General features: G+C 71.0%; 11 protein-coding genes. 5 read left to right on the top strand and 6 right to left on the bottom strand.

Annotated features, from left to right (window positions below; all coding sequences use genetic code 11):
- Positions 1–41: 41 nt before the first annotated feature.
- Entirely contained in the window at positions 42–992 is a 951-nt protein-coding gene (locus HTA01S_RS14810) for an AraC family transcriptional regulator (RefSeq protein WP_084236126.1), read from the bottom strand.
- Positions 993–1,192: 200 nt separating this feature from the next.
- Here HTA01S_RS14810 and HTA01S_RS14805 point away from each other — a divergent pair, with 200 nt between their 5' ends.
- The 5 genes from HTA01S_RS14805 (at position 1,193) to msrA (ending at position 6,244) form a co-directional block, all read left to right on the top strand.
- Positions 1,193–1,666 carry a (2Fe-2S)-binding protein gene (locus HTA01S_RS14805; RefSeq protein ID WP_068173162.1) on the top strand — a complete coding sequence of 158 codons (474 nt, stop codon included), beginning with the start codon at positions 1,193–1,195 and terminating at the stop codon, positions 1,664–1,666.
- A gap of 13 nt (positions 1,667–1,679) precedes the next feature.
- Positions 1,680–3,917 (top strand): xanthine dehydrogenase family protein molybdopterin-binding subunit, encoded by a 2,238-nt coding sequence (locus HTA01S_RS14800; RefSeq protein ID WP_068173159.1) that lies wholly within the window; start codon positions 1,680–1,682, stop codon positions 3,915–3,917.
- A gap of 11 nt (positions 3,918–3,928) precedes the next feature.
- Complete coding sequence (locus tag HTA01S_RS14795) at positions 3,929–4,978, top strand: XdhC family protein (protein WP_068173156.1); 1,050 nt, start codon at positions 3,929–3,931, stop codon at positions 4,976–4,978.
- Between the two features lie 4 nt (positions 4,979–4,982).
- Entirely contained in the window at positions 4,983–5,642 is a 660-nt protein-coding gene (locus tag HTA01S_RS14790) for a nucleotidyltransferase family protein (protein ID WP_068173152.1), read from the top strand.
- A gap of 68 nt (positions 5,643–5,710) precedes the next feature.
- The gene (msrA, locus tag HTA01S_RS14785) at positions 5,711–6,244 is read left to right on the top strand and encodes a peptide-methionine (S)-S-oxide reductase MsrA (protein ID WP_068173149.1); all 534 of its coding nucleotides are present in this window, start codon (positions 5,711–5,713) and stop codon (positions 6,242–6,244) included.
- 6 nt (positions 6,245–6,250) lie between these two features.
- Here the strand turns inward: msrA and HTA01S_RS14780 are convergent, their stop codons facing one another.
- From HTA01S_RS14780 to HTA01S_RS14760, 5 genes are read right to left on the bottom strand one after another with little or no spacing between them, the layout of a single operon-like run.
- Positions 6,251–7,126, bottom strand: coding sequence for an EamA family transporter (locus tag HTA01S_RS14780; protein WP_068173146.1), 876 nt, complete (start codon positions 7,124–7,126; stop codon positions 6,251–6,253).
- A 30-nt stretch (positions 7,127–7,156) separates the two neighbouring features.
- The gene (locus tag HTA01S_RS14775) at positions 7,157–8,623 is read right to left on the bottom strand and encodes an ABC transporter ATP-binding protein (RefSeq protein ID WP_068173143.1); all 1,467 of its coding nucleotides are present in this window, start codon (positions 8,621–8,623) and stop codon (positions 7,157–7,159) included.
- Positions 8,620–9,420 carry an ABC transporter permease gene (locus tag HTA01S_RS14770; RefSeq protein WP_068173139.1) on the bottom strand — a complete coding sequence of 267 codons (801 nt, stop codon included), beginning with the start codon at positions 9,418–9,420 and terminating at the stop codon, positions 8,620–8,622. Before HTA01S_RS14770 ends, HTA01S_RS14775 begins: the two co-directional genes overlap by 4 nt.
- Entirely contained in the window at positions 9,417–10,403 is a 987-nt protein-coding gene (locus HTA01S_RS14765) for an ABC transporter permease (protein ID WP_068173135.1), read from the bottom strand. The genes HTA01S_RS14770 and HTA01S_RS14765 overlap by 4 nt, the downstream gene beginning before the upstream one ends.
- Positions 10,403–11,968: an ABC transporter substrate-binding protein gene (locus HTA01S_RS14760; RefSeq protein ID WP_068173133.1), complete on the bottom strand. Its 1,566-nt coding sequence runs from the start codon at positions 11,966–11,968 to the stop codon at positions 10,403–10,405. Before HTA01S_RS14760 ends, HTA01S_RS14765 begins: the two co-directional genes overlap by 1 nt.
- Positions 11,969–11,989: the final 21 nt, after the last annotated feature.

Here is an 11,989-nt window from a genome sequence, read left to right as displayed (position 1 = left end):
GCACCGTCCACGGGGGCGACGTTCCGTGGGACGTTCGCCCGTCAGGCCGCCACGGGCTCCTGCTGCCAGCGGAAATCGGCGATGTCTTTCGACGGCGGGGCGCCGAACATGCGCCGGTACTCGCGGCTGAACTGCGACGGGCTTTCGTAGCCGACGCGAAACGCCGAGGTGGACGCGTCCATGCCTTCGGACAGCATGAGGCGGCGCGCCTCGGTCAGGCGCAGCTGCTTCTGGTACTGCAGCGGGCTCATGGCCGTCAGCGTCTTGAAATGGTGGTGGAAGGTCGAGAGGCTCATGCCCGATTCGCGGGCCAGCGCCTCGACCCGCAAGGGCTCGGTGAAGCGGGCGTTGAGGCTGGCGATGGCGCGCGCGACCTGGTGGCTCTGGGTGTCCACGGTGGCGATCTGGCGCAGGCGCGCCCCGGCTTCGCCCGTGAGCAGGCGGTAGTGGATCTCGCGTTTGATCAGCGGCGCCAGCGCCGGAATGTGCTCGGGCTGGTCCAGCAGGCCGAGCAGTCGGTCAAAGGCTTCGAGCAGCGGCGCGGTGAGGGCGCCGGTGGTCATGGCGCGGCTGTCGCGGGCGGCGCCGCCCAGCATGGGCGCGGGCACGGACGCGGGTGACTCCAGCATCAGCGAGGCGATCTCGCGCCAGTCCAGGCGCAGCGCCACGCCGAGGTACGGCCGCTCGGCGCTGGCTTCGACCACGGCCGACCTCACTGGCAGGTCCATCGACGTGATCAGGTAGCGGTCTTCGCCGTAACACAGGGTCTCGTCACCCAGCACGATCCGCTTGCTGCCCTGCGCGATCACGGCCACGCAGGGTTCATAGACGCTGCAGATGTTCAGGTAGGGCTGGTCGACGCGGATAAGCACCAGCCCCGGAATCTCGGGGGGCTGTTGCGGTGGACCGTCGATCGCCCGCTCCAGCAAACGCCGGACGATGGATGCGCGCGCGCCGGGCGCGGGTGGGGAGGAGGAAGAAGGGACGGGCATGGCAAGGCAGGGCGGTGTTGTCTCGGCGGCCCATGGTATCGGCCCTTGCCCGTTTGTGCAGGGCGGTCGCAGGATTGGGCAAACATGGCGCAGGTTCAGGCTAACGCCGGGCGGGGCCCCGAGACGACACTGGCGCCCTTCCCGGGGTTGCGGCCACGGGAACCCGCATCCCCGTTCCCCATGTTTCCAGGAGATCCCCCATGACCACCTTGCAAGTCAACGGTCGCGCCCAGCAGCTCGACGTCGATCCCTCCACGCCCGTGCTATGGGCGCTGCGCGATTCGCTGGGCCTGACCGGCACCAAGTTCGGCTGTGGCGCGGCCCTGTGCGGCGCCTGCACCGTGCACGTCGACGGCCAGGCCGTGCGCTCCTGCGTCACGCCCATCAGCAGCGTCGAGGGCAAGAAGATCACCACCATCGAAGCCGTCACCGGGGGAGACGACCGCGTGGGCCGCGCCGTGCGCGACGCCTGGGTGAAGCACGACGTGGCGCAGTGCGGCTACTGCCAGAGCGGCCAGATCATGAGCGCCACCGCTTTCCTCAAAACACTGCCCAAGGGTAAACAACCGAGCGCCGCCGACATCGACGCCGCCATGGCCGGCAACGTCTGCCGCTGTGGCACCTACGCCCGCATCCGCGCCGCCGTGGCCGACGCCGCGCGCAACCTGGCCTGAAGGAGCACCCACCATGTTCACCCATTCGATGCAAGAACTCCCACGCGCGCTGCAACACCTGCTGGCGCGCGACCAGGCGGCGGCGCCCGTGGCCGAGCTGCCGCGCCGCACCTTCCTCAAGCTGGGCGCGGCCAGCGGCTTTGCGCTGGGCCTGTTCCCGCTGGCCGCGCAGAGCCAGGGCGCCGCTGCCCCCGCCGCCCTCAAGCCGGTGGAGATGCCCGGTGCCTTCGTGGCCATCGCGCCCGACGGCATCGTCACCGTCACGGTCAACCGGCTGGAGTTCGGCCAGGGCGTGCAGACCGCGCTGCCCATGATCCTGGCCGAGGAACTGGACGCCGACTGGAGCAAGGTGCGCAGCCAGCTGGGCACCAACGACATGGCCTACGCCGACCCGCGGTTTGGCATGCACCTCACGGGCGGTTCCAACTCCATCAAACACAGCTTCACGCAGTACCGCGAGCTGGGCGCCCGCGCCCGGGCCATGCTGGTGCAGGCGGCCGCCACGCGCTGGGGCGTGGACGCCGCCAGCCTGCGCACACAGAACGGCGCGGTGCTCGGCGCCGGTGGCCGGCGCCTGGGCTACGGCGAGTTGGCCGAAGCCGCGATGGCCTTGCCGGTGCCCGCCAGCGTCACGCTCAAGGACCCTAAGCAGTTCCGCCTGATCGGCCAGCCCACCACGCGGCTGGACGCCGCCGCCAAGAGCAGCGGCCGGCAGGACTTCGGCATCGACGTGCGCCGCCCCGGCCAGCTCACCGCCGTGGTTGCGCGCCCGCCCGTGTTCGGCGCGAAGCTGAAGTCGGTGGACGACACCGCAGCGCGCGCCGTCAAGGGCGTGAAGGCGGTGCTGCGCGTGCCGCTGGACCGCGGTGCCGAGGGCGTGGCGGTGATCGCCGACGGCTATTGGCCCGCCAAGACCGCGCGCGACGCGCTCAAGCTGGAGTGGGACGCCAGCGCTGTCGAGAAGGTGGACAGCGCCCGCCAGCTGGTGCAGTACCGCGAACTGGCCGGCCAACCCGGCGCGAAACACTTCGACGCCGACATGGCGCCGCTCGCGAACGCGCCGAAAAAGATCGAGGCCGAGTTCGTTTTTCCCTACCTGGCGCACGCGCCCATGGAGCCCCTGAACTGCACGGTGGAGCTGTCCGAGCAGGGCGCCACGCTGTGGGTCGGCTCGCAGATGCCGGGCCTGGACGGCATGGCCGCCGCGAAGACCCTGGGCCTCAAGCCCGAGCAGGTGAAGGTGCTGGTGCAGTCCGCCGGCGGCGGGTTTGGCAGACGTGCCATCCCCACCAGCGACTACGTGGTGGAGGCTTGCACCATCGCCAAGGCGGCCCAGGCCGCCGGCCTGCGCGAGCCGGTGCGCACGCTGTGGAGCCGCGAGGACGACATCAAGGGCGGCTACTACCGCCCCATGCACCTGCACCGCGCGCAGGTCGGCTTTGACGCGACCGGCAAGGTGCTGGCCTGGGACCACGTGATCGTGGGCCAGTCCATCCTGGCCGGTTCGCCCTTCGAAGCGATGATGGTCAAGAACGGCGTTGACATCACCGCCGTGGAGGGCATGCGCGCGCCGTACCCGCTGCCCATGCGGCTGACGGTGCATCACCCCAAGCAGAACGTGCCGGTGCTGTGGTGGCGCAGCGTGGGCAGCACCCACACGGCCTTCGTCATGGAAACGCTGATCGACCAGATCGCCCGCGAGACCAACCAGGACCCGGTGGCCTACCGCATGAAGCTCATGGGCGCCGAGCACCCGCGCCACCGCGCCGCCCTGCAGCTGGCGGTGGACAAGAGCGGCTACGGCAAGAAGCAGTTGCCTGCAGGCCGCGCCTGGGGCGTGGCGGTGCACGAGTCGTTCGAGTCGGTGGTGGCCTACGTGGTCGAGGCCTCGGTGAAAGACGGCCAGCCCGTGCTGCACACGGCCACGGCCGGCGTGCACTGCAACCTGGTGGTCAACCCGCGCACGCTGGAGACGCAGGTGCAGGGCGCGGCCCTGATGGGCCTGGGCATGTGCCTGCCGGGGGCGGCCATCACGCTCAAGGACGGCGTGGTCGAGCAGCAGAACTTCGGCGACTACACGGTGGCGCGCATGACCGACATGCCGGCCATCAGCGTGCACACCGTGCCCAGCGCCGACCCACCCACCGGCATGGGCGAACCGGGCCTGCCACCGCTGGCGCCGGCCTTTGCCAACGCCATCAGCCGCCTCACTGGCAAGCCGCTGCGCGAGCTGCCATTCAAGCTGGCGTGATGAATACCGCTATGGAAGACTTGGACACCCAAGTCCTGCGCGCGGCGCAGGCCTGGCACGCGGCGGGCCTGCCCGTGTTGCTCGTCACGGTGACGCGCACCTGGGGCTCGTCGCCCCGGCCACCGGGCTCGCTCATGGCCATCAACGGCCGGGGTGAAACCGTGGGTTCGGTCTCGGGCGGCTGCATCGAGGACGACCTGATCCGCCGCGTGCGCGAAGAGGGCCTGGACGCGGTGTGCGCGCAGGGCCGGCCCGCCACGCTGCGCTACGGCATCTCGGCCGACCAGGCGCACCGCTTCGGCCTGCCCTGCGGCGGCACGGTGGAACTGGTGCTGGAGCCGGTGGCCGCGCACAGCCAGCTGCCCGAGCTGCTGCAGGCCAACCTGGAGCGGCGCAGCACAGAACGTCGGCTGGACCTGCACAGCGGCGCGGTGGACTTGCAACTGGGCCGGCGCGACGGCGTGCCGGAGCTGAGCGACGACGCGCTGGTGACCCACTTCGGGCCGCGCCACCGGCTGATCCTCATCGGCGCGGGCGACCTCTCGCGCTTCCTGAGTCAGATGGCGCTGAGCCTGAATTTCGAAGTCATCGTCTGCGACCCGCGCGAGGAACAGCGCGCCAGCTGGTCACTCGACGGCGTGACCCTCAGCCACGAGATGCCGGACGACCTGGTGCTGCGCCTCCAGCCCGACGCGCGCACGGCCGTGGTGGCGCTGACGCACGACCCCAAGCTCGACGATCTGGCCCTGATCGACGCGCTGCAGTCCGAGGCCTTCTATGTGGGCGCCATCGGCTCGCGACGCCACACCGCGCTGCGGCGCGAGCGCCTGCGCGAACACTTCGGCCTGGGCGAGGCGGAGCTGGACGCGCTGCACGGGCCGGCCGGCCTGTACATCGGCAGCAAGACGCCGGCCGAGATCGCCCTGTCCATCATGGCCGAGGTGGTGGCGGCGAAGAACGGCATTCAGCGGGCCACGCCGGTGCCGGTGGCCGAAGGCAAGGCCACGTGGCTGGACGGTGGGGCTGCACCCGCAGACCTGCCGGCCAGCTGCCCGGTGTGAATAGATGAACCTGCCCGTGCACCCCGGCGCCCCGGTGGCGGCCACCCTGTTGGCGGCCGGGCTGGGCCGTCGCCTGGGTGGTGTGCCCAAACCGGCGTTGCTGATCGATGGGGAAAGCCTGTTCGAGCGGCTGGTGCGCGCGCTGCGCCGGTCGGGCATTGAGGCCATCAGCGTCGTGATCGGCCCGTACGCCGACACCCTGCTGGCGCTTGCCCGGCGCTGCGAAGTGCAGGTCATCCGGCACGGCGGGCCCGCGGACGAACTGGCGGCCTCACAGCGGCTGGCGGTGCATGAACACCTGCGGCAGCAGCTGGGCACCGACCTGATGCTGCTGGTGGCGGACCTGCCGCTGCTGGCGGCCGACGACATCCGGCCACTGCTGCGAGCCTGGGCGCAACGACCCGCGCACACGCAGGCGCAGGTGCCCGTGGTCGGCGGCGTGCGCGGTCATCCGGTGCTGCTGTCCTGGCAGGCCGTGCAGGCGGTTGCCGGGCAGCCCTGGCCCCATGCGGTGCGGGCGTGGATGTTGGCCCACACCGGCTCGACACAGTGGCTCCAGGCCGACCGCGACGCCTACGTCACCGACCTGGACACGCCGGACGACTTGCAGGCGCTGCGGTCCCGTCTGGCGGGTGCGAGCATCGCCTGGCCGAAACAAGCCTGACGCGGCCGACCCCAGGGGCGGTGGGTGCTTGGTGCTTGTCCCATACTGCGGGCCAAGGAGAATCAACCATGACCCTAACGACCATCGTGCTCGGCGGCGGCTGCTTCTGGTGCACCGAGTCTGTTTACAAAGAGGTGCGCGGTGTGACCGACGTCGAGTCGGGCTACAGCAACGGCCAGGCCGAACGACCGAGTTACGAAGACGTGTGCACTGGCCGCACCGGCTGCAACGAGGTAGTGAAGCTGGTGTACGACCCGGCCGTGATCAGCACCCGCGAGATCCTGGAGATCTTCTTCGTGATCCACGACCCGACCACGCTCAACCGCCAGGGCAACGACGCAGGCACGCAGTACCGCAGCGGCATCTACTTCACCAACGATGAACAGCGCGAGACCGCGCAGGCGCTGCTGGACGAACTCGCGCGCGACAAGGCCTTTGACCGCCCGGTCGTGACCGAACTCGTGCCGCTGGCGAACTACTGGCCCGCCGAGGACTACCACCAGGACTTCTTCGAACGCAACCCGCACCAGGGCTATTGCATGGCCGTGGCCGCGCCCAAGGTGGCGAAGTTCCGCAAGACCTTCGCTCGCCTGGCCAGGTAACCCGACTCAGTTCAGGCGGGCTCGCAGCCGTGGCCACAGAACGATCACGGCCAAACCGCTGAGCACGAGCGCCGCTGCGCCCAGCTTCCACCCCGGCAGCGATTCGCCCAGCGACAGGGCCGAAGCCCCCATGCCGAACACCGGCACCAGCAGCGCCAGCGGCGTGACGGTGGCGGCCGGGTGGCGGGCCAGCAGCCAGTTCCACAGGCCGTAGCCAAAAAGCGTGTTGCCCAGCGCCTGCCAGAGCACGCTGGCCCACACCAGCGGACTGGCCTGCACCACGGCGCTCTGCATCAGCTGCGGGCCTTCGAGCAGCCAGGACAGCGCGAACAGCGGCGGCACCGCGAACACGCTGCTCCAGACCATGAAGTGCAGCATGTTCACCGGGCCGAGCGACTTGATCACCAGGTTGGCGCAGGCCCAGAAGAAGGCGGCCGACAGCACCAGGGCCAGACCCAGCCACGTGACCACGGCGGCGTCCAGGTTCAGGGCGATCACGCCCAGACCGGCCAGCGCCAGCAGCAGGCCCGCGATCTGGAAGCCGCGCACGTGTTCGCGCATCAGCAGCAGCGACAGGCCGATGGTGAAAAACACCTGCACCTGCACCACCAGCGAGGCCAGCCCGGGCGAGATGCTGCTGCGCATGGCCAGGAACAAGAGGCCGAACTGGCCCACGCCCAGCAACACGCCGAACGCGGCCATCTTCCGCCAGGGCGCGGTGGGGCGCGGCACGAACAGCAGCCAGGGCAGGGCGGAAAACGTGAAGCGCAGCGTGGCGAACAGGAAAGGCGGCAGACCGTCCAGGCCCCATCGGATCACCACGAAATTGGTGCCCCAGACGAAGACGACGGCCAGGGCGAGCAACAGGTGGGAAAAGGGCATGGGCGGGCGGTGGCGGTGAACAACAACCGCTCAGCTTACCGCGTTGGCCATCAACTGCCTTCCATGGATCTGCCATTGGCGCTGGGTGCTGCTCTGCGCCAGGTGCGGGTCGTGGCTGACCAGTAGCAGCGCGCAGCCGCTCTCGGCCATGGCCCCGCACAGGGCCCGCATGGTGTCGCGCTGGGTCAGCGCGTCCAGTCGCGAGGTCGGTTCGTCGGCGAACACGAAGGCCGGTTGCAGCAGCATGGCGCGCAGGATGGCCAGGCGCTGCAGCTCGCCGCCCGACACTTCGTGGGGCTTCCGGTCCAGCAGCTCATCGGCCAGCCGCAGGCGTTGCAGCCAGTGCGCGATGGGCGCAGGGGCGAGACGGTGCAGGCGCAGCAGGTCGCTGATGCCCTGGCGCACGGTCTGCTGTGGCGCGAACGAGGCCACCGGGTCCTGGTAGAGCTTCTGGAAGCGCCAGCGCTCCACGCCATCGCGGCGCCGCACCCGGCCCTGCGTGGGTGGCTGCACACCCACCAGCGCGTTGCCCAGCGTGGTCTTGCCGCAACCGCTGGGGCCGACCACCGCCACCGATTCGCCCGCGGCGATGCACAGCGTGGCATCGCGCAGGATGGTGCGCCCGCCCAGCGTGACGCCCAGTGCCTCGGTGGTGATCAAGGCCTCGCTGCCGTCCTGCTGGCGAGCGGGCGCCAGGCCAGGCCAGTGGCGCGGCTGGGCCGCGATGAGTTCCTGGGTGTAGGGGTGCTGCGGCGCCGCCAGCACGGTTTGCACCTCGCCCTGTTCGACGATCCGGCCCTGCCGCATCACGGCCACGCGCCCGCCCAGGCGCAGGGCCAGGTCAAGGTCGTGGGTGATGGTTAGCAGCGCCTGGCCTTGCCGCTGCGCGTTGGCCAGCAACTGCGCCACCTGTTCGCAGGCCCCCGCGTCCAGACCCTTGGTGGGTTCGTCGGCGATCAGCACGCTCGCATCGCTCTGGCTGGCGCAGGCCACGCCCACGCGCTGCGCCATGCCGCCCGAGACCTGGTGCAGCCACTGCCGCCCGGCCTGGGACAGGCCGAGCGCGGCCAGGTGCAGGTCGGCGCGCTCGAAAGCCGCTGGCCACGGCCGGCCGGCGGCAAAGTGGCCGGCCTCGGCCACCTGGGTGCGCAGACGCATGACCGGGTTGAGCGCGGTCCAGGGTTCCTGCGGCAGCATCACGATCTGCCGGCCCCACAAGGGCTGCGTGAGCGCGCGCCGGCCATCCGTGTCGCGGCCCGCGATCTGTACCCGGCCGCTGGCGAGCATGACGGCGGGCAGCGTGCCCATGATGGCCTGGGCCAGCAGTGATTTGCCCGCGCCCGATTCGCCGACGAGGGTCAGGCGCTCGCCGGCGCGCAGATCGAAGCTGCAGCCCTGCAGCAGGGGGCGGCCCTCTGGGTGGGCACGGGTCGGCAGCAGCGTGATGCCGAGTTCTTGAACCCGCAGCGCCACATCGTTGCTGGGTGTGGCGCTCATGCCGCTGCTCCCGCCGTTTGACCGTGTGCTTCGCGCCCCACCAGGGCTTGCAGCGAGCCGATCACCAGCACCAGCGCCACCACCGGCGCAGCCAGCAACCACGGCGCTTCGTAGTAATAGGGCAGGGCCTCGGTCATCATCAGGCCCAGCTCGGCCTGCGGTGGGCGCAGGCCGACGCCGACAAAACCGAGCGCCGCGATCGCCAGCACGGCGGTGGCCACGGCGTAGGCCCACAGCCGCGCCAGCACGCCGGCGATGGGCCGCAGCACATGCCAGCGCATCACGTACCAGGGCCCGAAACCCAGCAGGCGCGCGGCCTGCACCGGCTGCCCCAGCAGGGCCGAGCGCGCGTGCGAGCGCACCAGGCGATGGAACTCCACCCAGGCGGTCAGCACCAGGCCGCTGTAGAGCGCCCATTTCTGGCCGGGCGCGAGCGCCGCGATCAGCAGCACCCAGAGCAGGCCGGGGATGGAGGCGACCGCGTCGGCGGCCACCGACAGCAGCCGGTCCACCCAGCCGCCGCGGGCGGCGGCGAGCAGGCCCAGCGCCGTGCCCACGGCCACCGCCAGCAGGGCAGAGGCCAGTGCCAGGCCGAGCGAGGTGCGCAGGCCTTCGCCCAGGCGGGCCAGTTGGTCACGGCCCAGGTGGTCGGTGCCCAACCAGTGGCGCGCATCGGGGGATTGCAGTGAAGCCATGAGGTCTTGGGTGTGTGGGTCGGGGGCCAGCCACGGGGTGAGCAGGGCCACGGCGGCGATGAGCAGCAGCAGGCCCAGGGCAGCGCGTTGAAAATGGGTCATGTGGCGTTCTCCTGCGCTTGGGGGGCGCCGCCTTTCCGCGCGGCCTGTGCGTCGGCCAGGCGCGGGTCCAGGCGGTGCAGCAGCAGGTCGATCAGTCCGTTGAGCAGCACGAACAGCAGCGCCATGGCCAGCGCGGTGCCCTGGATCATGGGCACGTCGCGCGCGACGACGGCGTGCACCAGCGCATGGCCGATGCCGGGCCAGGCGAACAGCGTTTCCACCACCACCATGCCCTCGACCAGCAGCACGAGTTGCACGCCCGCATAGGCCAGCGTGGCCAGCAGCGTCTGAGGCAGCGCGTGGCGCCACAGCGCGGCGGCCAGCGGCAGGCCCTTGACCTGGGCGAACTCGAACGCGTCGGAGCCCAGCAGCCTGAGGGCCGCGTCGCGCACCACCTGGGTGAAGCCCGGGCACAGCGCGAGCGCCAGCGTGAGCGCGGGCAGCAGCACGTGGTCCAGCTCGCCGTGCCCGGCGACGGGCAGCCAGTCCAGCTCCACCGCCAGCACGGTGGACAGCAGCACGCCGAGCAGGAACGAAGGGCTGGCCCGCAGCACCGTGTTGAGGCCGTCCACCGCGCGGCGCAGCCAGCCGGCCGGGCGCAGCGCGGTCCACAGACCGAGCGTCAGCCCCAGCGCCACCGCCATCAGCCAGGCCACGAGGGACAGGTAGACGGTGTGGCCGAGCTGGTGGCGCACCAGGTCCACCACCGGGTCGCCCAGCACCATGGAGTTGCCCAGCCGGCCCTGGGCCACTTGCACCACCCAGGCGGCCCAGCGCTCGACCGGCGGGCGGTCCAGGCCCAGCTCGGCGCGCACGGCCTGTGCGATCTCGGTGCTGACCACGTCGTAACCGTAGCGGCCGGCCGCGATGCGGTAGGCCGCATCGCCGGGCAGCGACTCGGCCATCACGAAACACAGCGTGCCCACGGCGAGCAGCGCGAACACCGCCTGCAACAGCAGGCGGCTCCAGCGGTGCCAGCGCATCACGCGGCCCAGCCCATGCGGCTGATGCGGTAGCTGCGCTCCAGCGGGTCGATGCTCACCTTGCTCAGGCGCAGGCTCGCGGTCACCGAATGCTGGTACCAGGCCACCGGGATCACCGGCAGCTCGGCCTGCAGCACGGTGGCGATGGCGCCGCGCAGCGCCGAGCGGCGCTGGGGGTCCACCGACCGGCTCATGTCGGCCAGGGTCTGGCTCACCTGGGCGCTGTGCCAGCCCATGGCGCCCCAGTCGCCACCCTGGGGGCCGAAGTCCTGCAGCAGCGTGCCCAGCGGGTCGGGCACCAGACCGTAGTTGCGCGCCAGCAGGGCCAGCTCCAGCGTGCCGTCCTGGTGGCCACTGGGGATCTCGCTGGAGTTGCCGACGGAGACCGCCATGTCGATGCCCACGGCCTTGAACTGGGCCTGGATGGCGGTGGCCATGGGCGGCAGCTCGGGGCGGTCGGAGAAGGTGCGCAGCGTGAGCTTGAACGGCTGGCCGTCTTGGTTGCGCAAGATGCCATCGGCAGCCGCTTGCCAGCCGGCCGCGCGCAGCAGCTGGCGCGCTTGTTCAAGGTTCTGCGTCAGGGGTGTCAGACCGCGCACATGCCATTCGCCCATGCCGGGCGGAAACAGCTGCGAGGCGGCGGCTTCGGGCGCGCGCAGCAGCGAGGCGGCCATGCCGGGGCGGTCCAGCGCCAGGCTCAGCGCGCGGCGCACCCGCAGGTCCGACAGGAAGCGGTGGTCCGCGTTGACCTTGAGGTAGATGCTGCGCGGCAGGGCCTGCATGTGCAGCTGGAGTTTGCGGTTCTGGCGCAGGCGCCCGAAGCTCACCGGGTCGTGCGTGAACACCAGGTCGGCCTGGCCGCTGCTGGCCAGCATGCCGCGGGTCTCACCCCGCGAAGCGCCCAGGTAGTCCACCGCCTCGATCACGGGTTGGCGTCCGTCGTAGCCGTCGAAACGGCGCACACGCATCGACTGCGGCGGGTTCACTTCGACCACCTGGTAGGGGCCGGAGCCGATCAGGCGCTTGACGCTGCCGTCGGCCGCGAACGCGGCCGGCGCGAGGATCAGCGCGCTGCTGTGGGCCAGGAAGGCGGGCAGGGCGCTGAACGGCTTGGCGAGTCTGAACACCACCTCGCCGCCGTGCGCCTGGATCTGCTGCAGGCCGGTGTTGCGCAAGACCCCGGGCTGCGCCAGCGCACGCCGCAGGCAGGCGGCCACGGCCTCGGCGGTGACGGCACTGCCGTCGTGAAAGCGGGCGGTCGGCCGCAGCGCAAAACGCCACTCCAGACCGTTGGGCGCCGTGCTCCAGCTGCGCGCCAGACCGCCGGTGAGCAGGCCCTGGCCATTCACTTCGACCAGAGTTTCGGCGATCTCCAGGCGGGTGAAGACGTAGCCGGTCTTGGACGGGTCGAGGTTGGACACCTCCCAGGGCGAGACGACCTTGAGCGGGCGCGGTGTGCCTTGGGCGTGGGACAGCAGCGGCCAGGCCGACGGTAGCAGGGCGGCCGTTGACGCCATGCCCAGGACATGGCGGCGGTGATGATGGAAGTCTGCGGGGGATGTCATGGTCGTGCAAAAAAAGTGTCC

Origin of the sequence: Hydrogenophaga taeniospiralis CCUG 15921, from assembly GCF_001592305.1 — a bacterium.
In the GTDB taxonomy this organism is placed as follows: Bacteria; Pseudomonadota; Gammaproteobacteria; order Burkholderiales; family Burkholderiaceae_C; genus Hydrogenophaga; species Hydrogenophaga taeniospiralis.
Note: the sequence above shows the minus strand (reverse complement) of the source record. Positions and strands in the feature narration are given on the sequence as shown.

Bases quoted from the DNA above. Each gene is read 5' to 3' on its own strand.
- msrA (WP_068173149.1), top strand. From the start codon at position 5,711: ATGACCCTAACGACCATCGTGCTCGGCGGCGGCTGCTTCTGGTGCACC.
- HTA01S_RS14790 (WP_068173152.1), top strand. From the start codon at position 4,983: ATGAACCTGCCCGTGCACCCCGGCGCCCCGGTGGCGGCCACCCTGTTG.
- HTA01S_RS14775 (WP_068173143.1), bottom strand. From the start codon at position 8,623: ATGAGCGCCACACCCAGCAACGATGTGGCGCTGCGGGTTCAAGAACTC.
- HTA01S_RS14780 (WP_068173146.1), bottom strand. From the start codon at position 7,126: ATGCCCTTTTCCCACCTGTTGCTCGCCCTGGCCGTCGTCTTCGTCTGG.
- HTA01S_RS14795 (WP_068173156.1), top strand. From the start codon at position 3,929: ATGGAAGACTTGGACACCCAAGTCCTGCGCGCGGCGCAGGCCTGGCAC.
- HTA01S_RS14760 (WP_068173133.1), bottom strand. From the start codon at position 11,968: ATGACATCCCCCGCAGACTTCCATCATCACCGCCGCCATGTCCTGGGC.
- HTA01S_RS14805 (WP_068173162.1), top strand. From the start codon at position 1,193: ATGACCACCTTGCAAGTCAACGGTCGCGCCCAGCAGCTCGACGTCGAT.
- HTA01S_RS14810 (WP_084236126.1), bottom strand. From the start codon at position 992: ATGCCCGTCCCTTCTTCCTCCTCCCCACCCGCGCCCGGCGCGCGCGCA.
- HTA01S_RS14765 (WP_068173135.1), bottom strand. From the start codon at position 10,403: ATGCGCTGGCACCGCTGGAGCCGCCTGCTGTTGCAGGCGGTGTTCGCG.
- HTA01S_RS14800 (WP_068173159.1), top strand. From the start codon at position 1,680: ATGTTCACCCATTCGATGCAAGAACTCCCACGCGCGCTGCAACACCTG.
- HTA01S_RS14770 (WP_068173139.1), bottom strand. From the start codon at position 9,420: ATGACCCATTTTCAACGCGCTGCCCTGGGCCTGCTGCTGCTCATCGCC.